The organism is Streptomyces sp. NPDC033270 (assembly GCF_055576575.1).
Genome location: NZ_JBVIRA010000009.1, coordinates 20,300 through 46,244, shown reverse-complemented (window position 1 = coordinate 46,244; position 25,945 = coordinate 20,300). Strand labels below are relative to the sequence as shown.

Sequence of the window (25,945 nt, the reverse complement as noted above, 5' to 3'; positions counted from 1 at the left end):
GAGGCGGAGGACCGGCGGGGCGGCGTAGCCCCGCCGGTCCTGTGCCGTCGGGCCGACAGACCGACGGGCCGTGCGGGATCGGATCAGGTAGCTCGGAATCGGACCGGCCGAGCGGGATCAGAAGACGAACGGTCCCGGGGACTGCGCCGAGGTGGCGTTGCAGGTGGCGGTGATCCCCAGGACCACGACCTTGAGTGACTTGCCCTCCAGGCTGTCGCCCGCGGCGACGGTGCCGCTGAGCGGTCCGGTGGAGACCTCGCCGCCGGCCGGGATGGCCGGGTTGGAGCCGCCGCTGAACTCGGTCGTCTCCGAGCCGTTCTTGGTGAGCGTCAGCGTGGACTTGACCGAGTTCGCCCCGAGGTCTATCGGCGATTTGATCGCCGAGGTGGACACGCTGATGGTGGCGGCCGTGCCGTCCTGAGTGGCGGTCAGCGTCGCCGTACCGGAGCCGTAGGAGCCGCAGTCGAACGAGAGGGTGGCGGTGTCGGGGGTCACCGCGGTCGCGGCCGGTGCCATCGCGAGCGTGCCCGCGGCGGCGACGGCGACGCCGAGCGCCGTACCGATGCCGAGCTTGCCGGATCTGACGTGCCTCATGGGGTACCGCCTTCGTGTGGGGGGTGGCAGGTCCGTGACGCCGGCCGTCGTGGGGTGTGCGAGGGGAGGGCGGGCGGTCGCGCGGGGCCCGGGGGGAGCCCGTGCCGACCGACCGCCCCAGGTCTGCCGAAGACAGATCTGATGGGGGGTCAGCGAACCTGAATCGCTGCCCATTGAGGCATGCCCCCCTGAAGACAGCAAGACAGACACCTCATGATTTTTGACGTGTCAACGCCAAATAGGCGGTCCCGAGCCAACTGGCGCACACCGCGGCACCCCTTGACGCGTACCTGCCCGCCCTCAAGAATGAGCGCGCCCTGACAACGTTGTCGGCCCACTTCGGAGGTCCGGATCCATGCCATGGCTCAGAGGTTCCCGGCTGCGCACCGCGGGCGCGGTACTGGCGGCCACGCTCCTCGGGAGCGCGCTCGCCGCCCCCGACGCGCGGGCCGAACCGCCCGGCGGCGCGCTCACCGACCTGGTCAACCCGTTCATCGGCAGCCGACACGACGGCAACACCTACCCGGGCGCCGCCGTCCCGTTCGGCATGGTGCAGCTCTCCCCCGACACCGGCCACACCACCGGCTACGGGTACGACGACGACCACATCCGCGGCTTCAGTGCGGTGCACATCTCGGGTGTCGGCTGCGGGCTCGGCGGAGATCTGCCGGTGCTGCCCACCACGGGCGACATCAGCGAGACCGACTATGCGAAGTACGCGGCCGCCTACCGCCATGACGGTGAGTCGGCCCGGCCCGGCTACTACCGCGTCGGGCTGACCTCGTACGGCGGCATCACCGCCGAGCTGACCGCCACCGCCCGCACCGGCAGGCAGCGCTACACCTTCCCGGCCACCGACAAGGCCAATGTGCTGCTCAACACGGGCCAGTCGCTGCACCGGACCGTCTCCACCCGGGTCGAGGTGCTGGACTCCCGCACCATCCGCACCGCCCTCACCGGCCGCGGCTTCTGCCAGGACACCGAGCCGTACACCCTCTACACGATCACCCGCTTCGACCGGCCGTTCGCCGCGTACGGGACCTGGGACGGCGACGTGGTGACCCCCGGCGCCAAGAGCTCCACCGCGAGCGGGCGGCACGGCGCGTACGCCCGCTTCGACACCCGCGGGGACCGCACGGTCGAGGCGACCACCGCGATCAGCTATGTCGACGCGGCGGGCGCGGCCCGTAATCTGCGTGCCGAGGGCGGGCGCTCCTTCGACCGTACGAAGGCCGCGGCCGACGCCGCGTGGGAGCGGCGGCTGGGCCAGGTGCGGACCACGGGCGGCGACCCGGCGCTGCGTCGGACGTTCTACTCCTCGCTCTACCGGTCCTTCCTCGCGCCCAATATCGGCAGCGATGTGGACGGGCGCTATACGGGGTGGGACCAGAAGGTCCACCGGACCGCCGACTTCGGCGGGTCCGCGTACTACCAGAACTGGTCCCTGTGGGACACCTATCGCACCCAGGCTCAGCTGCTGGCACTGCTGGCGCCGCGGGAGTCCCGCGACATGGCGCTGTCGGTGCTGCGGATCGACAAGGAGAGCGGCTGGCTGCCCAAGTGGGGATACGGGACGGTCGAGACGAACATCATGACCGGCGACCCGGTCACCCCGTTCCTCACCAACGCCTATCAGCAGGGGCTGCTGACAGGCCATGAGCAGGAGGCGTACGCGGCGCTGAAGAGGAACGCCGACGGGGTGCCGCCGGTCGCTTCACCGGCGGTCGGGCGGGAGGCCAACGCGCCGTACCTGAAGGACGGCTTCGCCCCGTACATCAAGGGCCGGCCGCATCACAAGCCCGGTGACTCGGACTTCGACCACGGCGCCTCGGCGACCCTGGAGTACGCGCTGTCGGACGCGATGCTGGCGCAGATGGCACGCGATCTGGGACATACGGCGGACGCCGACCGGTACGCGGCCCGTGCGCAGAACTACCGGAAGATCTTCGACGCCTCGACCGGTTTCTTCCGGGCCAGGGACGAGCGGGGCGCGTTCACCGGTCCGGCGGACCCGGCCAAGAGCGAGGGGTTCCACGAGGGCACGTCCTGGCAGTACCAGTGGCTGGTGCCGCAGGACCTGCCGGGGATGCTGAAACTGATCGGCGGCCGGGACCGGGCCGACGAGCGGCTGGACGCGTTCTTCGCCTATCAGAAGCTGCTGACGGACCCGCAGAGGACGGCCCGTGAGGTGTGGGTCAACGGCCCGTACGACTACTACAACGCGGACAAGTACAACCCGCAGAACGAGCCCGATCTGATCGCGCCCTACACCTACCTGTCCACCGGCCGCCCCTGGAAGACGACGGATGTGGTGCATGCGGCGCTGACGCTGTTCACCGACACCCCGTCCGGCCTGACCGGCAACGACGACCTGGGAACGATGTCGGCGTGGATGGTGCTCTCCTCGATCGGGGTCTTCCCCGTACAGCCGGGCACCGACAGCTGGGGGCTGAGCACACCGGTCTTCGACCGGGTGGAGCTGACCCTGGACCGGCGCTACTACCCGGCCGGGCGTTTCACGATCACCGCGCCCGGTACGTCGTCCACCGACCGCTATGTGCAGTCCGTCCGGCTGGACGGGGCGGACCGGGACCGTACGTACCTGACCACCGGCGAGCTGCGCTCGGGCCGTGAACTGGCCTTCACCGTGGGCGCGACGCCGTCCGGCTGGGGCACCGGCGACGATGCCGCGCCGCCGCCGGTGGGCACCGCGGCCGGGTCCGGCAGGCGGTAGCGGTCGGCGTCGGCGGGCGGGCGGCGGCACGCGGCCGGCCCGCCGGCGCACGGGGCGGCGACGGGGTGCGCAGCTGCGGGGCGGGTCAGTCCTGCAGGGCCTGCCAGAACTCCTCGAAGGACATCTTGCCGTCGTGGTCGGCGTCCTTGGCCTTGATGACCGCCTCGGCGACCGGGCCGGTGACGAATCCGTCGCCCATCTCGGCCATCGCGCGCTTGAACTCGTCCGGCGTGACCTGTCCGTCGCCGTCCGCGTCGAACCGGTCGAACGCCGCCCTGGCCTTCTCGACGTCTGCCATGAGAGATGCCCCCTTCGTGGTGCTGCGCAGTACTGCGCGGTGGTGTTACCTGGTGATCTGACCTGCGTACATTAGCGGACCGTCAAGAAGCCTCCGGTCGCGCCCTCCGCCGGGCCAGATACGGGGCGGTACGGCTGCCGGGGGCCGCCGCGACCTCGGCGGGCGTTCCGGTGGCCACGATCCGGCCGCCGTCCGCGCCGCCACCGGGCCCGAGGTCGATGACGTGGTCGGCACCGGCGACCACCCCCATGTCGTGCTCGACGACCACGACGGTGTGCCCGGCGTCGACCAGGCCGTGCAGCTGGCGCAGCAGCACCTCGGTGTCGGCGGGGTGCAGCCCGGTGGTGGGCTCGTCGAGGAGGTAGAGGGTGTGGCCCCGGCGGGTGCGCTGGAGTTCGGTGGCGAGCTTGATGCGCTGGGCCTCGCCGCCGGACAGCTCGGTCGCGGGCTGGCCCAGCCGCAGATAGCCCAGGCCGACGTCCTTGAGGGTGCGCAGGCTGCGGGCGGCGGCCGGGATGTCGGCGAGGAAGTCGGCGGCGGTGTCCACGGTCATGCCCAGGACCTCGGCGATGGTGCGGTCCCGGTAGGTGATCTCCAGCGTGTCGGGGTGGTAGCGCGCGCCGTGGCAGGCGGTGCAGGGCGCGTAGGTGCCGGGCAGGAAGAGCAGCTCCACGGCGACGAAGCCCTCGCCCTGGCAGGTCTCGCACCGGCCGGCGGCGACGTTGAAGGAGAACCGCCCGGCGGTGTAGCCCCGGGCGCGGGCCTCGTCGGTGGCGGCGAAGACCTTGCGTACCGCGTCGAACAGCCCGGTGTAGGTGGCGAGGTTGGAGCGCGGGGTGCGGCCAATGGGCTTCTGGTCGACGCGGACCAGCCGGTGGACCGCGTCCAGGCCGTCGGCGCCGGCCAGTTGGGCGCGGGCCGTCGGGCCGGCCTCGCCCCCGTCCGCCCCGCCGTCGCCCTGCTGCTCGTCGCCGGTGCCGAGGTGCTCGCGTACGGCGTCCGCGAGGACCCGGGTGACCAGCGTCGACTTGCCCGACCCGGAGACGCCGGTGACGGCGGTGAAGACGCCGAGCGGGAAGGCGGCGTCCACCGCGCGCAGGTTGTGCAGGGTGACGCCGCGCAGCGTCAGGGTGCCCGAGGGGCTGCGCGGGGTGCGCTCGGCGGGCGGTTCGGTGGCGAACAGGAAACGGCGGGTGGCGGACCGCTCGGCGTCGGCGAGCGCGGCGACCGGGCCGCTGTGCAGGATCTGCCCGCCGTGCTCCCCGGCGCGCGGGCCGACGTCCACGATCCAGTCGGCGCGCCGCACCACGTCCATGTCGTGCTCGACGACGAAGAGCGAGTTTCCGGCCTCCTTGAGCCGGCCGAGCACGGTGAGCAGGGACTCCGTGTCGGCCGGGTGGAGCCCGGCGGACGGCTCGTCCAGGACGTAGACGACGCCGAAGAGGCCGGAGCGCAGCTGGGTGGCCAGCCGCAGCCGCTGCAGCTCGCCCGCGGACAGGGTGGGTGCGGGCCGGTCCATGCTCAGGTAGCCGAGGCCGAGTTCGGTGAGCACCTCGATACGGGCCACCAGGTCGCGGGCGAGCGCCGGGGCCACCTCGTCGTCCGCCCCTGCGGCGGTGGGGCGCAGCAGCTCGGCGAGGGCGCTCAGCGGCAGGCCCGCGAGGGTGGCGATGTCCCGGCCCTCGAAGGTGACGGCCAGCGCCTCGGCGCGCAGCCGCCGCCCGGAACACACCGGGCAGGGCTCGGCGACCATGAAGCCCTGGACGCGCTTGCGCAGCGTCTCGCTCTTGGAGTCGGCGAAGGTGTGCAGCACATAGCGTCGGGCGCTCATGTACTGGCCTTTGTAGGGGCGCTGGATGCGGCCCGCCTCACGGACCGGGTGGACGGTGACGACCGGCTGCTCCTCGGTGAACAGGATCCAGTCGCGGTCGGCCCGCGGCAGCTCCCGCCAGGGCCGGTCGATGTCGTGGCCGAGGGCGGCGAGGATGTCGCGGAGGTTCTTGCCCTGCCAGGCACCGGGCCAGGCGGCGATGGCGCCGTCACGGACGGAGAGGTTCGGGTCGGGGACGAGGGAGTCCTCTGTGACCCGGTGGACGGTGCCCAGGCCATGGCACTCCGGGCAGGCGCCCGCCGCGGTGTTGGGCGAGAACGCGTCGGAGTCGAGCCGCTCGGTGCTGCCGGCCGGATAGTCGCCGGCGCGGGAGAACAGCATCCGCAGGGTGTTGGAGAGGGTGGTGACGGTGCCGACCGAGGAGCGGGAGGTGGGCGCGGAGCGCCGCTGCTCCAGCGCGACGGCCGGCGGCAGCCCGGTGATGTCCTCGACCTTGGGCGCGCCGACCTGGTGGATCAGCCGCCGGGCGTAGGGGGCCACCGACTCGAAGTAGCGGCGCTGCGCCTCGGCGTACAGGGTGCCGAACGCAAGGGAGGACTTACCCGATCCGGACACCCCGGTGAACGCGACCAGGGCGTCCCTCGGGATGTCCACATCGACGGTGCGGAGGTTGTGCTCACGGGCGCCGCGCACCCGGACGTACGAGTCGGCCATACCTCCATGATCGGACACCGTCCTCCAAGACCGGAGACCGTCCCCCGTGCGGCGGCACCTCTGCACGGGGGGCGCTACCGGGCGCCTCAGCGCGGCCTGGCCCGTCCCGGCCCGGCCTCCGCCTGGACACCCGCCTCCGCCGAGCCGCCGCACCCTGCGAGTGGACGGAGACACTCCCCCCTACGCAAACGATCTTTGACCAGTTTGACCACACAGAAGATGTGCCAGAGTTGCCGGCCCCACAGCGGCACCAGTGGGATAGCGGCATGGCAAACAACCAGACCCGCCGAACCGCCACACCCTCGTTCGAACTCCGTTGGGGCGGACTGCACTTGACCATTCAACGCACCCCGCATGGTTGATCACGGTCGCGACAACGGCTGCCGCTTCAGGGGCGGCCTGGTGGACGAGCCGTTGAAGCAGGCCGGGGAGGAGGCAAGCGGTCCCGGCCGAATCGAGCCGGCGCCGTCCACCGAGACCGGACACCGTCCCCATGGCGGCAGCGCCCCGCGCGGCGGGAGTCACGGTCAGGCGGCGGCCGTGGCGGCCCGGATCCGGTCGCGTGCCTCCTCCCAGGGGACGGGGGTGGCGACCACCGCGCGCAGGGCCCGTATCTGACGCGGCGGCAGGGCGCAGGCCAGCACGCCGACGGCTCGGCCGGCGCGGCCGTAGAGGGCGACGGCGCGGCGGGCCTCCCGGTCCAGGACGGTGGTCTCCACCTCGTCGGCGCCGGTGGTCAGGCCGTACGCCTGGAGCTTGAGGCCATACTGGTCGGACCAGAAGTAGGGCACGGGGGCGAACGGCCGGCGCTCCTGCGGCTCCGTGCCCGCCGCGGCGGCCACGGAGCCCTCGGCGGTGAGTTCGGCGACGAGGTTGCGGGCGGCGGCCATGGCCTGTTCGGTGGCGTTCATCCGGTGCTCGAAGCGGAGTGGGCGGCCGTGCACGGGGTGCTCCCAGCGGGCCACGTCGCCCGCGGCGTAGATCCCGGGGGCGGCGGCGCAGTAGGCGTCGCAGCCGAGCCCGTCGGTGGTGTCCAGGGCCGGGTCGCCCAGCCAGCCCACGGCGGGCTCGGAGCCGATGGCGAGCAGGACCAGGTCGGCGGGGAGCCGGCTGCCGTCGGCCAGCAGAACGCCGCCGACCTGCGCGGCCGCGCCGTCCCCGGTGGTCTCGAACTCGGCCACCTGCCCGGTCACCAGGCGGACGCCGCGGCCCTGGTGCTCCTCGGCGAGGAGCTCCCCGATGCCCGCGCCGACGGCGGCGGCCATCGGCACCGGCTCCAGGCCGACGAGGGTGACCTCGTGCCCCAGCTCCCGGGCGACCGCGGCGGCCTCGCAGCCCAGAACGCCGTTGCCGACGACCACCAGGCGCCGGGCACCGCCGGTCAGCCGGTCGCGCAGCGCCAGCGCGTCGTCCAGGGTGCGCAGGGTGTGCACACCGGCGACGCGGTCGGCGCCGGGCAGTGTGCGGGCCGCGACGCCGGTCGCGATGATCACGCCGGCGCAGGCCATGCGCTCGCCCCCGTCGAGGGTGAGGGTGCGGCCGGCCACGTCGAGTCCGGTGGCCCGGGTGCCGAGCCGCAGGTCCAGGTCGAGGGCGTCGAGCTGCTCCTTGGTGCGCAGCAGCAGCTTCGCCGGCTCCCAAGTGCCGTGCAGCAGCTGTTTGGACAACGGCGGCCGGTCGTACGGCAGATGGGGCTCGTCGCCGATGAGGGTGAGCGGCCCGTGCCAGCCGAAGCGGCGCAGCGCCTCGGCCGCGGCGATGCCGGCCGCCGAGGCGCCGACGACGGCGATCGGCCGGGCGGTCATGCGTGCACCTCGATCACGGCGGCCGGGCAGATGGCGGCCGCCTCACGGACCGCGTCGTGCTGCCCGGCGGGCGGTTCGGCGTCGAGCAGCACCACCACGCCGTCCTCGTCGCGCTGGTCGAAGACCTCGGGGGCGATCAGTACGCACTGGCCGGCGGCGCAGCACTTGTCGGCGTCAAGGGTGATCTTCATGGCAGAAGGCTCCGTGGGATCGGCTTGCGGTGGGTGGAGTTGACGGGTGGTCGGGGCGGGTCCACGATCGCCCGGCGGCGGCCCCGCTGTCACCAGGTGACCGGCAGGGCGTGGCAGCCGTAGATCGACATGTCGGTGCGGAAGGGGATCTCCCCGAGGGGTACCGCGGGCCGCATCGTGGGGAAGCGGCGCAGCAGGGTGCCGAGGACGACCTGGAGTTCGACGCGGGCCAGTGCCTGGCCGAGGCACTGGTGGATGCCGTAGCCGAAGGCGACGTGGTGCTGGGCGTTGGGGCGGGACACGTCGAGGCGGTCGGCGTCGGGGAAGACGCTCTCGTCGCGGTTGGCGGACGGTACGGCCACCACGACGCCCTCGCCGGCCCGGATGAGGTGCCCGTCGATCTCGATGTCGGCGGTGGCGACCCGGCGCGGCCCGTTGCGGATGATGCTGTGGAAGCGCAGCAACTCCTCGACGGCGCCGCGCAGGAGCGCGGGCTCCCGGCGCAGCCGCTCGGCGGTCTCGGTGTCGCGCATCAGGGTCAGCGCGCTCAGGCCGATCATGTTGGCGGTGGTCTCGTGCCCGGCGATCAGGAGCAGGGCGGCGAACGCGGTCACCTCGTCGTGGGTGATCTCGCCGGTCCGCTGCTGTTCGACGATCAGCCGGCCGAGGATGTCGTCGCCCGGGTCCGCCTCCTTGGCGGTGACCAACCGGTCGAGGTAGTCGGCCAGTTCGCGCCGGGCGGTCTCGCGCTCGGCGTCGGGCAGGGTGCGGGAGAGCAGCTTGCCGGTGAGCCGCTGGAAGATGTCGTGGTCGTCGTACGGGACGCCCAGCAGCAGGCTGATGACGAGCGACGGTACGGGCAGCGCCAGCGCCTCGACGAGGTCCACCGCGCCCCGGTCGCGCCCCTCGGCGCGCTCCATCGCGTCGCAGAGTTCGTCGGTGATGCGCTGGATCCGCGGTCGCAGCGCCTCGACCCGCTTGACCATGAACTCCCGGGTGACCATGCGGCGCAGCCGGGTGTGCTCGGGCGGATCCCGGCGGATGAAGCCGCGGTTGCGGGTGCTGGGGCCGCCGGTCATCCCGCTGAGCGGGTAGCCGTGGACGGTGGTGTCCGAGCTGAAGCGGGTGTCGCCGAGGATCGCCCGGATGTCGGGGTAGCGGGTGGCCAGCCACGCCCAACTGCCGTCCGGCAGCGAGATCCTGGAGATCGGCTGCTCGGTGCGCAGGGCGCCGAAGGCGGCCGGCGGATCGAAGGGGCAGCCGCTGGGGGGCTCGACGGGCAGGGGCGCCGGGGAGGTGGCAGGGGTCATCTGTCTCATCTCACTCATCGGGCTTCGCGCGCACTCCGGCAGGGGCGTGCGCCGTGAGCCGGACGTTCGCCTAACAGCCGTAAACTTACATGTGTAATGCACAGGTAGATGTGTGGGGGGTGGTGATGAGGGTGCGGAAGGGGTGCGGAATCGGCCGCGCGTCGGGCGCGGCTCAGTGCTCCAGCAGCAGCTGCAGCATCTCGTCCACGAACCGGTCCAGCCGCCGGGTGTCCTTGTGACTCGGCATGACCTGCCAGAGCATGACCCGGCCGTGCACCGACGACCACAGCACATACGGTGCCTCGGACCGCGAGCCGCGCACCCGCCACCCGGCGTCCTCGCACGCCGCCAGCGCCCGCTGCAGGCTGCGCACCAGCAGCCCGGCCGGGTGCCCGGCGAGCCGCTCGGGGCCGACCGGGGTCTGCCGGGTCTCGTAGAGCAGGCGGTAGGTGGCGGGGTGGGCGACGGCGTAGCGGCAGTAGGCGCGCAGCTGGGCGCGCAGGTGCGCCACCGGATCGTCCGCGTCGGCCTTCGCGGCCGCCTCGGTCATCGCCCCCGTCAGCCGCTCATAGCTGACTTCGAGGGTCGCCCAGACCAGCTCGGTCTTGTCGGCGAAGTGGCGGTAGATGCTCGGCGCGGCGACGCCGGCCGCGCGGGCCACCGCCCGCAGCGACAGCGCGTCCTCGCTGCCGACCTCCTCCAGGAGCCGCTCGGTGGCCCGCAGCAGCTCCTCCCGCAGCCGCTCCCCCTGTCCCCGCGGGTTACGGGCCCGGACGGCCGCACCGTTCGTCACTGCCCTCCGCCTCCCTTCCCTGGACCGGCTCCTGCGCTTCCCACCAGCGTTTCACACCGGCCCGGCGCGTCCTACGGGAGGACGGCCCGGCGGTGCGCGCCGGAAGCGGGCGAGGGCGCGCCGCGGGCCTGGTCCACGGCGCCTCGGCCGGCGCTCGCACGGGCCGTCGCACGCCCCGCGGTTACGCTACCCAGATGGTGCGCACCCTCGACGACGACCGTTTCCCCGCCGGGCTGCCGGTGGTCGCCCAGATGGGACGGACCGCGTCCGGGCGGGCCTGGCTGGCGCGGCTGCCGGGGCTCGTCCGGGACCTCGAGGAGCGCTGGGAGCTGCGGCTCGGCGCCCCGTTCCACGGCGGCAGCTGCTCCTGGGTCGCACCGGCCGAGCAGCCGGACGGCACCCCCGCCGTGCTCAAGGTGACCTGGCCGCACCGCGAGGCCGACGGCGAGGGCCCGGCGCTGGACGCCTGGGGCGGCAACGGCGCCGTACGGCTGCTGCGCCGGTCGGGCGAGCAGAGCGCGCTGCTGATCGAGCGGTGCACACCGGGCACCGAGCTCGGCCGGGCCCCGCTGCCGCCCGCCGAGCGGCTCGCCCTCGCCGCGGGCCTGCTGCGGGAGCTGTGGGACGCGCCCGTTCCGCCCGACGGCCGACTGGAGCGGCTGGACGCGGTGTGCGCCGAGTGGGCCGACCTCCTCGAAGAACGGATGCGGCGGCTGCGACCCGGCTACGACCCGGGGCTGGTGGCGCTCGGCGCCGATCTGCTGCGCGGGCTTCCGGCGACGGCCGCCCGCGAGGTCGTCGTGCACGGCGACTTCAACCCGGGCAACGTACTGGCGGCGCAGCGACGGCCGTGGCTGGCCATCGATGCCAAGCCGATGGTCGGCGACCCGGCGTACGACCCCTGGCCGCTGCTGGCGCAGATCGACGACCCCTTCGAGCACCCCGACCCCCGGCCGGTGCTCCGCGAGCGGTACTCCCTGGTCGCCGAGGCGCTGGGCGAGGACCCCGCACGACTGTTGGCCTGGTCGGCGGCGCGCGGCGTGGAGAGCGCGCTGTGGAGCGCCGCCCACGACGACGCCGAGGGCGGCGCCGAGGAGTTGGCGGAGGTTCGGGTACTGGCGGAGCTGGCCGGGCTGTGACCGGCTCGTGGACTTCCGCGCGCACCGCTTCACGGGCTTTCGCGGTCCGGTCACGGACTCGTCGGCCGCGGCCTACGCTGGGCACCCATGAACACCGAACCGCTCGGACAGCGTGAACCGGTTCATGTGACGGTGTGGGACGAGGCGTTGCCCGGTGCACCGCGGGTCGTGCTGGTGCACGGCACGATGAGCTGGGGCACGGAGTGCTTCGCGGGACAGCGGCCGCTGGCCGCGATGTTCCGCCTCGAAGTCGTCGATCGGCGGGGCTTCGGCGACAGCCCGGACATCGCGCGCAGCGACTATGCGACCGACGCCGAGGACGTCGTCGAACTGCTGGGTGACGGCGCGCACTTGGTCGGCCACTCCTATGGCGCGGCCGCCGTGATGCTGGCCGCCTCGGCCCGCCCGGAGGCGGTGCACTCGCTCACCCTCATCGAGCCGTCGGCGCTGCGCACCGCGGCCGCTCACCCCACCGTCGCGGCGGCGCTGGAGCGGATGCGGGCGGCGTTCGGGGAGTCCGGCCGGGAGGTGAGCCCGCAGGAGCATCTGCGGCGGTCCACCGAGCCGTACGGGCTGCCGGTGCCGGAGCCGACCCCGAGGATGCTGCGCGCGGTGCGCTCGGCGCTGCGTGAACGCCCCGTGTGGGACGCGGAGCTGCCGCTCGGGCCGCTGGCCAAGGCCACCCTGCCCAAGACCGTCGTCAACGGCACCTGGGAGACCGCACACCCCGACTACCGGGAGTTCACCGGCACGGCGCTGATGGCCTGCGGGGAGTACCTCGCCGAGGCGATCGGCGCCCGCCACGTCCAGGTGCCCGGCGCGGACCACCTCCCGCACCGCGACCGCCCGGACGAGGTGAACGCCGTCCTAGCGCGGCTGTGGCAGAGCTGAGATCCGGCTGCCGGGCGGATGCCCCGTGTGGCCTCGGTCCGCCGCTCGCTGCCGAGGCCGCGGCCGGACCCGCTGCCACCGCCACTGCGACTGCGACTGCGACTGCGACTGCGACCACCCTCAGGCGACCTCGATGCCGTACTCCTGGACCAGCGCCTCCAGGCCGCCGGGGTAGCCCTTGCCGCCGATCACGAAGTCCCAGTCCCCGCCCGCCCGTTGGCGGAACGAGCCGAGTACCAGCGCGGTCTCGCCGCGACGGCCGTCCGAGACCTCCAGCTGCCCCAGTTCCTGCCCCGCGGCGTCCATCAGCCGGATGCGGGCGTCGGTGAAGCCGGAGAGATCGGCGTCGGGGTCGGCCTGCGGGTCGATGGCCGCGACCAGGACCAGCCGGTCGGCGTCCGCCGGCAGCGCCTCGAAGTGCACCTGCATCGCGGCGCGGTCGGGGGCGAAGCCGGGCAACATCCGCACCGAGCCGTCCGGGGTGCGGGGGTTGTTGTAGAAGACGAAGTGATCGTCGCTGAGGACCGTGGTGCCCTTGCACACCAGTGCGCAGACGTCGAGGCCGACCTGGCCGGACCAGTTCATGCCGAGGATGTTGTGGTCCCCGGGCTCGTCGGTGGCGGGGGCGCCGGGCCGGTCGGCGGTGCCCAGCCGGCCGCGCAGCCCGTACCGGCCGAGCAGGTCGACGAGTTCGGGGCCGGCGATGAGACTGAGCGGCTTGCCGTTGGCGAAGGTGTGCGCGCCGGGGCCGAAGCGGGAGGTGGTCACCAGCACGCCCTTGTTGGCGCCTTCGGACTGGACGGTGCCGTAGAGGTCGCGGACGGCGGTCGGCGGGACGGTGTTGCGGTAGCGCTTGACCTGCACGACGATCTTGCCGCCGCGGATCGGGTCCGGGTCCAGGGCGTCCACGTCGACCCCGCCGTCGCCGGAGCGCTGGGTCGTCACCGCCTGCATGCCCATGGCGCGGAACAGCTCGGCGATCAGGTTCTCGAAGACGATCGGGTCCATCTCGTACAGGTCCGGCTCGCTGTCGGTGCCGTGCGAGACGATGGTGGCGCCGCCGCCGACGTCGCCCGGCAGCCGGCCAGGCCGGACCGCGGTCCGCTGGTCGGGGCGCGCGGAGAGCTGCCCGCGCAGCCCGTCGGTCAGACACTCCACGGCGCCGACCTGCTCCAGATGGAAGGAGTCGAAGGCGCGGCGGGGTGCCATGACGGACGCGAGGTACACCTGGGCGGGGCGGCCGGTGGCCGGGTCCACCGCGTCGACGAAGCCGTTGAGCGCCACCGATTCCAGCGCGCCGTAGGTGTCGGCGGCGAAGAGGTCGCGCAGGACCAGCAGCATGCTCTGGGCCAGCACCTCGCGGTAGAGCGCGCGGCGCTGCGCCGCGGGCCGTGCGGTCTCCTTCTCCTGGTCGGCGGTGGACAGGTACCGGACGGATTTGTTCTCCGGGACGACGGCGTAGCCCGGCAGCTCCCAGTCCAGGACGAGCTGACGGGCCGTCGGGTCGTAGGCGGCGGCCACCTGGCGGGGAAAGCCCTCCGGCCAGGCGGTCGAGGCGTACAGCGCGGCGGAGAAGTACTCGACGGCGGATTCCGCGTCGCCGCCGCGCAGGCCGGAGAGCAGCTCCTCGATACCGGCGTTGTGCTGCCGGATCCCGTCCAGTGTGGCGGCGGCCCACTGGTCGTACTGCCGGCGGTAGGCGGCGAGCTGGGCCTGGCGCCGGCTCTCGGCGGCCTGTGCGGCGTACCAGTCCTGCTCGTAGCGGGCGCGGGCCTCCCCCTGGGCGCGGTCGCGGCGGGCGGCTCCGGCGTGCCAGCCGCCGGTCGGCGCCTGATAGCGGGCCGGGTCGGGCATCGGCACCGGGGTGGCCAGGGCGCCGGGCGCGAACTCCTCGATCCGCTCGGAGCGCAGCAGCGCGCCGGCGGTGAAGGCGGGGGCGCGGCAGCCCTCGGCGAGCAGACCGGTCAGTGCGGCGACCCGGGCGTCCAGCTCCTCGGTCCGCCGGCGGGCATCGGCCTCGCGCTGCTGGCGGTAGGCCGCCTGCCGCTCCCGGTGCATCCGCGCCATCGCCCGCTCGGCGTCCCTGGCCTGCCGCTCCTGGTCGCGTCGGTGCTGTGCGTACGCGCGGCGCTGGGCTTCCTCCCGGCGCTGCTGCTGGCGCTGCGCCTCAGCCCAGACGGCCATTAATCCATGGGAACGGCGGCTCATGTCGAACTGTGTCCTCCCCCCGGGGCGGCTGCTGCCCCCGGAACCCTGTGGAAGCGGTTTCACCTGCGCTGTTGACCCGACTTTAGCGGGGGCGGCGGACCGGCAACCGGTCAGAGGGAGAGATTCCGGCCGGGGCCGGGCGGGGAGCCGGTCCGCTCCGCGTCCGGGTCAGGCGACGGTGCCGCCGGCCGCGAGGAAACGCTCGGCGGGCAGCGTCGCGGCGCCCAGCGCCACCGCGTCCGGGCCGAGCCGGCAGAGCTCGACACTGGTGCGCTCGCCGGGATGCCGTAGCGCCTGACCGGCCACCGCCGCACGGATCTGCGGGAGCAGCCGGCCGCCGAGCAGCAGCCCGGCCCAGCCGCCGAGGATGATCCGGCGCGGGTTGAAGAGATTGACCAGGTTGGCGATGCCGGCACCGAGGTAGACGGCGGTCTCGTCCAGGACCCGGCGGGCCGCGGCCGAATCCTCCGCGGCGGCGAGGAGGGCCGTCAGCGCGGACTCCTGGTCCGCGCCGGGCGCCGGGCGGCCGCGACGGGCCTGGCGGTAGCGGTCCAGGACGCCCTCGGCGCCTGCGTAGGCCTCCAGGCAACCGCGGGCGCCGCACCGGCAGCGCCGCCCGCCGACCTGGACGACGGTGTGTCCCCACTCCCCCGCGCTGCTGGTGGCGCCGTGGTAGAAACCGCCGTCGGCCACGACCGCGGCGCCGATGCCGGAGCCGATCAGCGCGATCACGGCGTGGTCGGCCCCGCGCCCCGCACCGAACCACATCTCGGCCTGCCCCAGCGTCCTGGCACCGTTCTCGATGTGCAGCGGGAGGTCGGTGCCCGGGTGGGCCGCGGTGCCTTCGCGCAGCATCCGGCCCAGCGGTACGGCGCGCCAGTCGAAGGTCTGCCCGTGCACCAGTGCGCCGCCCTCGCCGGCGGCGACGCGTTCGACGACGCCGGAGACCGCCACACCGACCCCGAGGATGTCGCCGCGGTCGACGGCGGCGGCCGTGATCACCTCGTCGAGGCCGTCGAGGATCCGCTCGACGACCGTGCCGGCGTCGTGCCGGCCGCGCTCCAACGGCCGGTCCGCACGGGCCCGTTCGTTCATGCTCAGGTCGTACAGCCCGACGCGCACCCTGGTCTCGCCGACGTCCACACCGATGACGCGGCGCCGGCCGGCGTCGACCCGCAGCAGGATCCGCGGCCGTCCGCCGTCGGAATCGACCGTGCCGGCCTCCACCACCAGGCCCTCGCCGAGGAGTTCGCCGACGACGGTGGAGACGGTGGTCAGGCTCAGCCCCGTGCGCGCGCCGAGTTCCTGACGGCTCATCGGCCCGTCGAAGTAGAGCGTCCACAGCAGTACGGAGCGGTTCCCGCGCCGCAGGTCCCGGGTCGTGGCACGTCGCTGGGCAGCGACCATGGGCGTCTCCTGTCCCTCGGCCCCCGGCGGCACATAATTCGAGACCCGCGATAAGCCTGTCAAGGACTTGGACCGGACCAATCATCCAAGCCGTCCGGTCAGTCGTCCGCGTCGTGCGGACCCCTCGCCCGGACGGTGAACGGCACAGTCGTCGGCCGCCGAGCAGGGCGACCTGCGAACGAGGTGATCACCGGCTCAGATCGCGCCGTCGTGGCCCGCCCAGTACGGGTCCCGCAGCTGCCGCTTGAAGAGTTTGCCCGACTCGTCGCGCGGCAGCCGCTCCTCGAAGACCACCGCCCGGGGGACCTTGTACCCGGCGAGGCGTTCGGCGACATGGGCGCGCACCTCCCCGCCGCCGAGCGACACTCCGTGTTCGGTCTCCACATGCGCGGCGAGGACCTCGCCGAACTCCTCGTCGGGGATGCCGAACACGGCCACGTCGCGCACCCCGTCGAGGGACAGCAGGCAGCCCTCGATCTCCGCGGGGTAGATGTTGACGCCGCCGGAGATGACCAGGTCGTTGCGGCGGTCGCTGAGGTAGAGGTAGCCGTCCTCGTCGAGATGGCCGATGTCCCCGATGGTGACGTACCCGGGCAGGCCGGACGCTTCCATGGCGGCCCGCTTGTCCGGGTCGCCGAGGTAGGTGAACTGCGGCCAGGCGTCGGCGGGTTTGAGGTAGATGTCACCGGCGGCGCCGGCCGGCAGCGGCTGGCCGTCCGGGCCCAGGACCGCGACGGCGGCGGTCCCCCTGGGCCGTCCGACGGTGCCGGGGTGGGCCAGCCACTCGGGGCTGTCGCACCATGTCACGGCGCCGGTCTCGCTGCCGCCGTAGTACTCCCGCAGCACCGGTCCCAGCCAGTCGATCATGGCGTGTTTGATGTGCGGCGGGCAGGGGGCCGCGGCGTGCACGACGGAGGTGAGCGAGGACAGGTCGTAGCGCTCGCGGACGTCCTTGGGCAGCCGGAGCAGCCGTACGAACATCGTGGGGACGACCTGGACCTGCTCGATGCGGTGGCGCTCGATCAGCCGCAGGAACTCCTCCGCGTCGAAGTGCGGCATCAACGTGATGTCCAGACCGGCCGCGAGCGCGAGGACGGCATGCTGGCTGGGGGACGCGTGGTAGAGCGGGGCCGGGATGAGCGTACGGCCGCCCGGGGCGACGGCGAAGTACTCCAGGAACAGCCGCACCGCCTCCGCCAGCCGCTCCGAGGCGACCGGTTCGCGCAGAACTCCCTTAGGGCGGCCGGTGGTTCCGGAGCTGTAGATGACCGTGGGCGGGCGCTCGGCCGCGGCCCCGTCCAGGGGCGGGTGGCCGGCCAGCCACGGGTCGAGCAGCGGGTGCGCCCCGGTGGGCGGTGGTGCGGCGAAGCCGCAGGCGGCCGCGACACCGGCGGGAACGGCGGCCTCGATGACCCGTACGCCCTCCGGGAGCACCGCGGTCACCCCGGCCAGCAGGTCGCTGTGCGCGAAGACCACCTTGCTGCCGCTGTCGGTGAGCACATGCCGCAGCTCGTCCTGCCGGAAGTGCCAGTTGACCGGGACGGCACAGGCGCCGAGCAGGGCCGCTCCGGCGGTGATCTCCAGATGGGCGGGCTCGTTGCGCAGCACGACGGCGATCCGGTCGCCCGGCTCGACTCCGGCCGCGCGCAGGCCCGTTGCGATCCGCGCCGCCCGTTCGAGGAAGGCCGGGTAGTCGCGTTCCGCACCCGCGCAGCGGATGGCCGGAGCGCCGGCGGCGGGTGGGGCGACGGCTTCCATGGTGCCTCCCATGAGTGCGGCCCGGGCCGCTCATTGAACCGGCAATCGCGGATCGTCGCCAGAGTGCCGCGGGGGCGCCGGGGCGTGCGGGGCGCCGACCGCGCGCATTCGGCCAACTGCTCCTGACAGGTCATGAGGTCCGAGGTATCCGGGCTTCCTGTCCGTCAACTCCGGTAGTTCCCCGGCAGATTCAGCGAGGTGCTCCGATGTTTGTGGCGTCCAGCATCTTCCGGTCGGGGTGCGCGGACTGCACCATGCGGGAGGCACAGGAGGCACGCGTACGACCGACCGACGGGGACACCCGACCCGAGGAGCGCGCGATGCACAGCCGCACAAGACCGTTCCGCCTGCCGGTGGTCGTGGCGGCGCTGGGCGCCCTGCTGCTGGCCGGTGGCGGCCCGGTGGCCGCCGCGAAGCCGCCGCCGCGGCCCGCCGCCGGACCCGGCACCAACCATGCGACCGACGACCCGTTCACCGCGTCGCGCACCGCGTGGTGGCGGCAGGACCGCTTCGGGATGTTCATCCACTTCGGCGCGTACGCGAACCTGGAGGGCGAGTACACCCGGCCGGACGGCACGGTCTGCCGCAACGCGGAGTGGATCCAGCGCGAGTGCGCGATCCCCAAGGCGGAGTACGAGAAGCGGGCGGCCGCCTTCGACCCGTCCGCCTTCGACGCCGAGGCGATCGTCAAGGCCGCCAAGAACGCCGGGCAGCGCTATGTCGTCATCACCTCCAAGCACCACGACGGCTATGCGAGGTGGCCGACGCGGCAGAACACCTGGAACCTGCGCGACCACTCCTCCTTCGACCCGCACCGCGACATCCTCGCCGAGCTGAAGAAGGCCGCCGACGCCGCCGGCATCAAGCTCGGTTTCTCCTACTCGATCTGGGACTGGCACGACCCGGACTTCGCCGACCCGGCGACCTTCCCGCGCTACAAGAAGCGGATGTACGGCCAGCTGAAGGAGCTGATCGACCACTACGACCCGGCGCTTTTGTGGTTCGACGGCGAGTGGGACGCGGACCACCCCACCAACCGCTGGTCCCGCCGGGACGGCGCCGCCCTCCAGGCGTATCTGCACGGCCTGAAGCCCGGCCTGATCGTCAACAACCGCGTCGGCAAACGCGAGGTGGTCGACGGCGACTTCGGCACGCCGGAGCAGGAGATCCCCGCCGAGCCGGTCGACGGGCAGCTGTGGGAGAGCTGTATGACCCTCAACGACCACTGGGGCTTCGCCAAGTACGACACCCACTGGAAGGCGCCGGCGACGGTCGTGCACCACCTGCTGGACGTGGCGAGCCGCGGCGGCAACTACCTGCTCAACGTAGGGCCCGACAGGCTCGGGCGCATCCCGCGGCCGTCCGTGGACCGGCTGCGGGAGGTCGGCCGGTGGCTGGGGAGCAACGGCCGGGGCGACGCGGTGTACGGGGCCGGGCACACCGGGCTGGTCGCCGACCCGCCCTGGGGCGCGGTCTCCCAGCGCGGCGACGCGCTGTACGCCGCCGTCACCTCCTGGCCCGGGACGGGCGGCTCCCTCCACCTCACCGCCAAGGGCCCCTTCGAGATCACCGCGGCCCGGGTGTTGGGCAGCTCCCAGCGGGTGACGGTCACCCGGGCCGGCGACGGCTTCGACCTCACCCCGTCCGGTCCCGCCCCGATCCGCTCGCCGGCGTCGTCCGGCTCACGATCAGGCCGCCGGCCGCGACGCCCGTCGGCGAGGGCAGTGGGCTGACGGCGCGGAGCTGGGCGAACGACTCCTTCACCGGCCCGCCCGCGGCGGTCGGGGTGGACCCGACGGTGAACGAGTCCTACCGCTTCGACGGCTCACCGGACCCGAAGATCCCCGCCGATCACTTCGCCACCCGCTGGACCGGCACCCTCCAGCCGCGCTTCGACGAGACCTACACCCTCACCACCGTCTCCGACGACACCGTGCGGCTGTGGATCGACGGCCGGCAGGTGATCGACGGCTCGATCCCGCACGGCCCCAGGGTCGACAAGGCGACCGTGACCCTCAAGGCCGGGCACCGGCACCGCATCCGGATCGACCACACGGAGCGCACCGGCGAGGCGCATCTGAAGCTGCTGTGGTCCAGCCCGAGCCAGGAGCAGCAGATCGTGCCGCGGAGCCAGCTCTACGCGGACTGACCGCGGCCGCACCGACGGTACCGGCCGGGCGGGCGGGGGTGCCGGGAGCCGCGGGAAATCTCCCGCCGCCGGCTGGGCCGTTCGGGTCAGGCGCGGGGGCGGTTGTCGGTGCCCGCTCCTATCCTCGGGGACCATGAGCGACGACGAGATCCTGCGGACCCATGGCGAGGCCCTCGCGCTGTTCGGCAGCCGGGTGCACGCCGTCCGCGACGACCAGTGGGACGGCCCGACGCCGTGCTCGGAGTGGTCGGTGCGCGATCTGGTGAACCACCTCACCGCAGAGCAGCTGTGGGTGCCCCGCCTGGTGCGGGACGGCGCCACGATCGCGGAGGTGGGCTCGGACTTCGACGGGGACGTGCTGGGCGACGACCCGGTCGCGGCGTGGGACCGCGCGGCGGTGGCCTCCGTGGCGGCGTTCGCGGAGCGCGGGGCGCTGAGTCGCACGGTCCCGCTGTCCTACGGCTCCAGCCCGGCCGACGCGTACTGCGCGCAGATGATGGCCGACGCGGTGGTGCACGCCTGGGATCTGTCCCGTGCGATCGGGGCCGACGAGCGGCTGCCCGGCCGGCTGGCGACGGCGGCGCTGCGCGAGGTGGAGCCGTATGCCGCGGGGCTCGACGCGTCCGGGCTGTTCGCTCCGGCGGTGGACGCCCCGGCGGACGCCGACGATCTCACCCGGCTGCTGTGCCTGCTCGGGCGTCGGCCCTGACCCGGAGGGGTAACACCCCCGGGGCAGGGCCGACGCCCGAGTGATCGGTTGATCAGTCGATGCCGCGGATGATGTACGGCTCGGCGGGGTCGTCATCGCAGCCGGCGAGGCGCACCGGCGCGCAGCGATCCCAGACTTCGAGATTACGGACTTCCCTGATACGACCCGGTCGCTCGCCCCGCTTCAAGCGGGGCTGCTTGTGTTGAGCCTTGTGCATTGCCACCACGCACTCCTTCATCGAGGTATCGGTCCGACGCGGTGGCGCCTTGTTCACAAACCGGGAGGTCGGCCAAGGTTTGTGGCGTTCCCGCGACGGGCCAATTGGTGTTGGCGTCTCCCAGAAAGGTCGTCCGTCGCCCCTCAGATTAACGACGCCGCACCCGGCGCGCTCGACGTTTTCCGGCGAGATGGCCGTGCCGTCGGAAGGCGGGGATTCCGCCCCTTGTGGTGACGGGGAAATCGGGCGAGATGTGTGATGCACATCACTCACCCGAATGGCCCCGGCGTTGCTGCATTTGCCCCGATCCGCACGCTGGAGAGTGACCGCGCGGAGGGAGTGTTCCCACCCGCGCGGCCGCGGTGCTACCCATGGGCGAGTGGCATGGTTCTCGGATTCCGGATACTGGCTCGGGCGGCTCGTCTTCCAGCGGACGCTGGCGGTGCTCTATCTGGTCGCGTTCCTCGCGGCGGTGCGGCAGTTCCGGGCGCTGATCGGGGCGCGCGGCATGCTGCCGGTGCCCGCGTTCGTGGCGCGGGTGCCGTTCGGCGCGTCGCCCTCGGTCTTCCACTGGCACTACTCGGACCGCTTCTTCGCCCTCTGGTCGTGGTCGGGCGCACTGCTGGCGACGGCCGTGGCGGCCGGGGCCGCGGATGCCGTGCCGCTGTGGGCGTCGATGGTGATGTGGGCCGCGCTGTGGGCGATGTATCTGTCGATCGTGAACGTCGGGCAGACCTGGTACGGCTTCGGCTGGGAGTCGCTGCTGCTGGAGGCGGGCTCGCTCGCGGTGTTCCTCGGCAACGCCGAGACCGCTCCCCCGGTGCTGATCATGTGGCTGCTGCGCTGGGTGCTCTTCCGGGTCGAGTTCGGCGCCGGGCTGATCAAGATGCGTGGCGACCGCTGCTGGCGGGATCTGACCTGCCTCTACTACCACCACGAGACCCAGCCGATGCCGGGGCCGCTGAGCTGGTTCTTCCACCATCTGCCCAAGCCGCTGCACCGGGTCGAGGTGGCCGCCAACCACTTCGCCCAACTCGCCCTTCCCGTCCTGCTGTTCACCCCCCAGCCGATCGCCGGATGGGCGGCCGCCGCGATGGTCGTCACCCAGCTGTGGCTGGTGCTCTCCGGCAATTTCGCCTGGCTGAACTGGGTGACCATCGCGCTGGCGATGTCGGCCGCCGCCCCGCTGTGGGCCCGGCCGTCCCATCCGCTCGCCCCGCCCCCGGTGTGGTTCGAGGTCCTGGTGCTCCTGGCCACCGCCGGGGTCCTGTGGCTCAGCTACCGGCCGGCGCGCAATCTGCTGTCCCGGCAGCAGATGATGAACACGTCCTACGAGTCGCTGCATCTGGTCAATTCGTACGGCGCCTTCGGCTCGATCACGCGGGTGCGCCGGGAGATCGTGGTGGAGGGGACGGCGGATGCCGTGACCGGGCCCGGCACGACCTGGGTGGCGTATGAGTTCCACGGCAAGCCGGGCGATGTCGGGCGGCTGCCGCGCCAGTTCGCGCCATACCATCTGCGGCTGGACTGGCTGATGTGGTTCGCCGCGCTGTCGCCGGCCTATGCGCGGGCCTGGTTCGTTCCGTTCGTGGCGCGGCTGCTGGAGAACGACCGGGACACGCTGCGGCTGCTGCGCACCAATCCGTTCCCCGATCTGCCGCCGGCCAGGATCAGGGCCCGGGTCTTCCGCTACCGCTTCACGACCTGGCGGGAGCTGCGGGAGACCGGAGCGTGGTGGCATCGCACCGAGGAGCGGGAGTTTCTGCCGCCGGTCGCGCGGTCAGCTCTGCGCGGAACGCGATGACCATGTCCCGGGCGTGGCGCAGCCCGATGCGGACGAAGTCCCGTTCCAGCGTGGCCAGTTCGCTCAGTGTCGCCTCCCGGTCGCGGCCCAGGCGGGCGCGGGACTTGGCCAGCCCGAGGCGGGAGAGCGCGACCCCGCGCGGCTCCTGCATCTCGCCGAACTCCTGCAGCGCGAGGGTGTAGGTGTCGCGCGCGGCCTCGTACCGGCCCGCTCGGTACAGGACGTTGCCGCGCATCTTGTGGTTGTAGGCGAGCGCCGACGCCAGGTCCATCGTGCGGCAGATGCCCTCCGCCTCGGACAGCAGCTCCAGCGCGCGGTCCGTCTCTCCCTGTACGGACAGCACGTCGGCTATCCCCCGCAGCGACCAGGCGCGGCCGCGGGCGTCCTCCCCGGCTTCGGCGATCCGGGCGGACTCCTCGAACAGCTCCAGGGCCTTGGCAAAGTCGCCGGTGTTGCGGTGCATCTGGGCTATGCCGGACATCGCCCAGACCATGTGCCGGGCCTCGCCGTGCGCCCGGCCCTGTTCGAGCAGCTGCTCGTGGAGCTCGGCGACCGCGGCGTAGTCGCCCTGTATGCGGCCGGTCTCGGCGAGGCCGGCGAGCGAGTAGCCGTGGGCGAGGCGGTCACCGCCGGTGTCGGCCAGGGAGACCGCGTGGGTGAGCAGCCGGCGGGCCAGCGGCAGGGTGCCGCACTGGCGGGCCAGGGTGCCGCCGCTCCACAGCGCCCAGGCCATGGCGCCCGCGTCACCGGCGGCGCGGGCGCTGCGGTAGCTCTCCCGCCAGGCGGCGCCGGCCTCCGTCACCCGGCCGAGGCGCCGGTTGGCCTCGGCGACCGCGAGCGCGGCCCGCGCCCGCTCCAGCGCGGTGTCCGCCCGGTCGTGTGCCCGGCTCGCCTTCGCCAGCACCTCCTCGTAGGAGGAGTTCACGCCCAGCGCCGAGCCCAGCTCGCCCTGGTACTCCGGGGCGAATGCCTTGCCGTACATAGATCCGTGGCCTCTCGATCATTTCCGTGCCTTGATCACGAAACTACGAGCGGCAGGGGGCCCGGCGAATCAGTCCGCGTATGGGTTGTGCCGTACGACTGGAGTGCTACGCGAAGGTTCATGGTCATCATGCGGATGTACGCGCTCATCAGGGTCGTAGGGCCGAGAGCCGGGCCTGAGCGGCTCCAGCACGGCGCAGGGCGGCCTCAGGGACGACTCAGGGGGCCGGCGCCGGAGAGGCTCCGCCATCGCGTTGCACATGCTGCACCCTGCGTTGCGGCTCTTGCCCGGGGTGGACGCGGCGGGCCACCCTGCTGCCATGACAGCAGCGGGTACGGGAGCGCGGTCCGGGGCCGGGGCGGACCGTCGGCGGTTTCTGCGGACCGTCGTGGCGGGACTGACCATGACGGCCGGGGTGGGGCTGCTGACGGCGGCGGACCACGGCCCCGCGCGGGCCCGGACCGGACGCCTCACGAGCCCGCCCGCGCGCCGCTCCCGTCCGCTGTACCTGGGGACCTACACCTCGAAGGACGGCGGCGGCACCGGCGTCGGACTCGCCGCATACGACACCACGACCGGGCGGATCACCGCCACCGGCGTGGTGGCCGGGGTCGCCGATCCGTCCTATCTCGCCCTCGCACCGGGCGGGCGCACCCTCTACGCCGTCGACGAGCGGGAGCGGGGCGGGGTGACCGCCCTCGCGCTGACGCCCGGCGGCCCGCCCCGGGTGCTGGGCACCCGGTCCACCGGCGGCGCCGGGCCCTGCCATCTGTCCGTGCACCCCGGCGGACGCTGGCTGCTCAGCGCCAACTACCTGTCCGGCAGCGTGGCCGTCCACCCGATCGACCGGGCCACCGGCGCCCTGGGCGAACGCACCGACCTCGTCACCCACTCCAGCCCGCCGCCCGGCCCCGGCCAGGACGGGCCGCACGCCCACCAGATCGTCACCACCCCCGACGGCCGGCATGTGCTGGCCGTCGACCTCGGCAACGACACCGTCTACACCTACCGGCTGGACGACTCGGCCGGGCGGCTCACCCAGGTGTCGTACGCGGCGCTGCGCCCCGGTGCCGGCCCCCGCCATCTGACCTTCCACCCCTCCGGCGGCTTCGCGTATCTGGCGAACGAGGTCGACAACACGGTGGTGGTCTGCGGCTATGAGCGCGAAAGCGGGCGGCTGACGCCCGGTGCGCCGCAGTCCACGGGGACCGGCCCGGGGACCAGTTACCCGGCGCAGCTGCTCGTCACCCGCAACGGCCGCTTCGCGTATCTCGCCAATCGCGGTCACAACAGCCTCACCCGCTACGCCGTGGAGGCCCGCGGGGCGCGGCTGCGGCTGCTGGACACCGTGCCGGTGGGCGGGGACTTCCCCCGGCAGATCGCGTTCTCGCCGGATGAGCGCTGGCTGTTCGCGGCGAACCAGAAGTCCGGTTCGGTGACGGTGTTCTCGGTGGACGGACGGACCGGGGCGCTCAAGAGCTCGGGGGAGCCGCTCGCGGCGCCGGTCCCGGTGTGTGTGCTGCCGCGGTGAGCCGGGCGGGCCGCTCCGGCCGAGGCGCCGCGACAACAGCCGGGCGGGGGCCTGCCGGTGAGTACCGGTCAGGGCGCCGGGCGGGGCTCAGCCGGCCAGGTACTGCCGCAGCAGATCGCTCAGTTCCCGCTCGAAGTCGTCGTAGCGGGCGCGGAGCCGGTCGCCCGGCCAGTCGGGCGGCAGCAGCGCGTCCGGCAGGAGCGGGTCGGCGAGGAGATGGCGCAGGGCGGCCGCCGCGACCGTGAAGCGCCCGGCGGGCGCCTCGGCGCGGTCCAGGGCGGACGTCAGGGCGCCGGCCCGCGCCGCCCAGCCGTCCAGGTCCCACAGGCGGGCGGCGAGCGCGGCCGGATCGTCGTCCGGAGTGCCGCTGAGCCAGGTGCACTGCTCGGTGACGACGGGCGGGCGGGCCCGGTCGAGGTTGGCGGGGCGCAGCCAGCTGCCCTCGCGGAGTTCGGCCAGCCGCAGCGCCGCCATCGCCTGGCGCAGTGCGGTGCGCTCGGCGGCCGGCCGGCCTTCCGGGGTGGTGACGACGGCGATCTCCCAGTCCCCGTGCCAGGCCCGGGTCCGGGGGGAGCGGCTCTCGTCCTGACGGGTCTGGCGCGCCAGCAGGCGGGCGGTCAGCTCGTAGGAGCCGTCGGTCTGCCGCAGGTCGCCGGCGGCCACCATGCGCGAGAGCGCGACCCGGACGGTGCCCTCGGCGATCCCGAAGAGTTCACCGACCCGTACCAGGGCGCGGACGGGCAGTCTCGGCGGATGGTGGCCGAGCAGGGTGCTCAGCACGATGGAGCGCGCGGTGAGGGGCCGCAGCGCGAGCGCGGCGGTGCCGTCGGGGTCGTGGTGGGTGCCGGGGTCGTTCATATGTGCAGGAAATTCTAGGGCG

The 25,945-nt window shown here is 73.3% G+C and carries 19 protein-coding genes and 1 pseudogene; 7 read left to right on the top strand and 13 right to left on the bottom strand.

Annotated elements, in window-relative coordinates; all coding sequences use genetic code 11:
• Positions 1–117: 117 nt before the first annotated feature.
• Entirely contained in the window at positions 118–594 is a 477-nt protein-coding gene (locus ACZ5XZ_RS15210) for a hypothetical protein (protein WP_468977941.1), read from the bottom strand.
• Positions 595–949: 355 nt separating this feature from the next.
• Here ACZ5XZ_RS15210 and ACZ5XZ_RS15205 point away from each other — a divergent pair, with 355 nt between their 5' ends.
• Positions 950–3,328 carry a GH92 family glycosyl hydrolase gene (locus ACZ5XZ_RS15205; protein ID WP_468977939.1) on the top strand — a complete coding sequence of 793 codons (2,379 nt, stop codon included), beginning with the start codon at positions 950–952 and terminating at the stop codon, positions 3,326–3,328.
• 85 nt (positions 3,329–3,413) lie between these two features.
• Here the strand turns inward: ACZ5XZ_RS15205 and ACZ5XZ_RS15200 are convergent, their stop codons facing one another.
• From ACZ5XZ_RS15200 to ACZ5XZ_RS15175, 6 genes are all read right to left on the bottom strand, one after another.
• Complete coding sequence (locus ACZ5XZ_RS15200; RefSeq protein WP_468977937.1) at positions 3,414–3,626, bottom strand: EF-hand domain-containing protein; 213 nt, start codon at positions 3,624–3,626, stop codon at positions 3,414–3,416.
• A gap of 82 nt (positions 3,627–3,708) precedes the next feature.
• The gene (gene uvrA, locus ACZ5XZ_RS15195) at positions 3,709–6,171 is read right to left on the bottom strand and encodes an excinuclease ABC subunit UvrA (RefSeq protein ID WP_468977935.1); all 2,463 of its coding nucleotides are present in this window, start codon (positions 6,169–6,171) and stop codon (positions 3,709–3,711) included.
• A gap of 527 nt (positions 6,172–6,698) precedes the next feature.
• Positions 6,699–7,976: an NAD(P)/FAD-dependent oxidoreductase gene (locus tag ACZ5XZ_RS15190; protein ID WP_468977933.1), complete on the bottom strand. Its 1,278-nt coding sequence runs from the start codon at positions 7,974–7,976 to the stop codon at positions 6,699–6,701.
• Complete coding sequence (locus ACZ5XZ_RS15185) at positions 7,973–8,167, bottom strand: ferredoxin (RefSeq protein ID WP_018088471.1); 195 nt, start codon at positions 8,165–8,167, stop codon at positions 7,973–7,975. Before ACZ5XZ_RS15185 ends, ACZ5XZ_RS15190 begins: the two co-directional genes overlap by 4 nt.
• 89 nt (positions 8,168–8,256) lie before the next feature.
• Positions 8,257–9,477 (bottom strand): cytochrome P450, encoded by a 1,221-nt coding sequence (locus ACZ5XZ_RS15180; protein ID WP_468977931.1) that lies wholly within the window; start codon positions 9,475–9,477, stop codon positions 8,257–8,259.
• Positions 9,478–9,649: 172 nt separating this feature from the next.
• Entirely contained in the window at positions 9,650–10,270 is a 621-nt protein-coding gene (locus tag ACZ5XZ_RS15175; RefSeq protein WP_468977929.1) for a TetR/AcrR family transcriptional regulator, read from the bottom strand.
• Positions 10,271–10,464: 194 nt separating this feature from the next.
• Between ACZ5XZ_RS15175 and ACZ5XZ_RS15170 the strand changes: the two genes are divergently transcribed.
• Complete coding sequence (locus ACZ5XZ_RS15170; protein WP_468977926.1) at positions 10,465–11,409, top strand: aminoglycoside phosphotransferase family protein; 945 nt, start codon at positions 10,465–10,467, stop codon at positions 11,407–11,409.
• Between the two features lie 87 nt (positions 11,410–11,496).
• A complete protein-coding gene (locus ACZ5XZ_RS15165; protein WP_468977923.1) occupies positions 11,497–12,300 on the top strand; it encodes an alpha/beta fold hydrolase in 804 nt (267 codons plus the stop codon).
• A 120-nt stretch (positions 12,301–12,420) separates the two neighbouring features.
• Here the strand turns inward: ACZ5XZ_RS15165 and ACZ5XZ_RS15160 are convergent, their stop codons facing one another.
• From ACZ5XZ_RS15160 to ACZ5XZ_RS15150, 3 genes are all read right to left on the bottom strand, one after another.
• Complete coding sequence (locus ACZ5XZ_RS15160; RefSeq protein ID WP_468977921.1) at positions 12,421–14,508, bottom strand: restriction endonuclease; 2,088 nt, start codon at positions 14,506–14,508, stop codon at positions 12,421–12,423.
• A gap of 168 nt (positions 14,509–14,676) precedes the next feature.
• Positions 14,677–15,915 (bottom strand): ROK family transcriptional regulator, encoded by a 1,239-nt coding sequence (locus ACZ5XZ_RS15155; RefSeq protein ID WP_468977919.1) that lies wholly within the window; start codon positions 15,913–15,915, stop codon positions 14,677–14,679.
• A gap of 195 nt (positions 15,916–16,110) precedes the next feature.
• Positions 16,111–17,673 (bottom strand): AMP-binding protein, encoded by a 1,563-nt coding sequence (locus ACZ5XZ_RS15150; protein ID WP_468977916.1) that lies wholly within the window; start codon positions 17,671–17,673, stop codon positions 16,111–16,113.
• A 320-nt stretch (positions 17,674–17,993) separates the two neighbouring features.
• On the opposite strand from ACZ5XZ_RS15150, the pseudogene ACZ5XZ_RS15145 reads away from it, so the two are divergent.
• A pseudogene (locus tag ACZ5XZ_RS15145) lies at positions 17,994–19,822 on the top strand (alpha-L-fucosidase).
• Between the two features lie 133 nt (positions 19,823–19,955).
• Positions 19,956–20,531 carry a TIGR03086 family metal-binding protein gene (locus ACZ5XZ_RS15140; protein WP_468977914.1) on the top strand — a complete coding sequence of 192 codons (576 nt, stop codon included), beginning with the start codon at positions 19,956–19,958 and terminating at the stop codon, positions 20,529–20,531.
• Positions 20,532–20,583: 52 nt separating this feature from the next.
• Here the strand turns inward: ACZ5XZ_RS15140 and ACZ5XZ_RS15135 are convergent, their stop codons facing one another.
• Positions 20,584–20,754: a hypothetical protein gene (locus ACZ5XZ_RS15135; RefSeq protein WP_384429709.1), complete on the bottom strand. Its 171-nt coding sequence runs from the start codon at positions 20,752–20,754 to the stop codon at positions 20,584–20,586.
• A gap of 373 nt (positions 20,755–21,127) precedes the next feature.
• Here ACZ5XZ_RS15135 and ACZ5XZ_RS15130 point away from each other — a divergent pair, with 373 nt between their 5' ends.
• Positions 21,128–22,552, top strand: a complete 1,425-nt coding sequence (locus ACZ5XZ_RS15130; protein ID WP_468977911.1) for a lipase maturation factor family protein — start codon at positions 21,128–21,130, stop codon at positions 22,550–22,552.
• On the opposite strand, the gene ACZ5XZ_RS15125 is transcribed toward ACZ5XZ_RS15130, so the two are convergent.
• The gene (locus ACZ5XZ_RS15125; RefSeq protein ID WP_468977910.1) at positions 22,446–23,534 is read right to left on the bottom strand and encodes a tetratricopeptide repeat protein; all 1,089 of its coding nucleotides are present in this window, start codon (positions 23,532–23,534) and stop codon (positions 22,446–22,448) included. The two genes, ACZ5XZ_RS15130 and ACZ5XZ_RS15125, sit on opposite strands and share 107 nt — an antisense overlap.
• A gap of 319 nt (positions 23,535–23,853) precedes the next feature.
• Here ACZ5XZ_RS15125 and ACZ5XZ_RS15120 point away from each other — a divergent pair, with 319 nt between their 5' ends.
• Positions 23,854–25,065, top strand: coding sequence for a lactonase family protein (locus ACZ5XZ_RS15120; protein ID WP_468977908.1), 1,212 nt, complete (start codon positions 23,854–23,856; stop codon positions 25,063–25,065).
• 87 nt (positions 25,066–25,152) lie between these two features.
• On the opposite strand, the gene ACZ5XZ_RS15115 is transcribed toward ACZ5XZ_RS15120, so the two are convergent.
• Entirely contained in the window at positions 25,153–25,923 is a 771-nt protein-coding gene (locus ACZ5XZ_RS15115) for a PaaX family transcriptional regulator C-terminal domain-containing protein (RefSeq protein ID WP_468977905.1), read from the bottom strand.
• Positions 25,924–25,945: the final 22 nt, after the last annotated feature.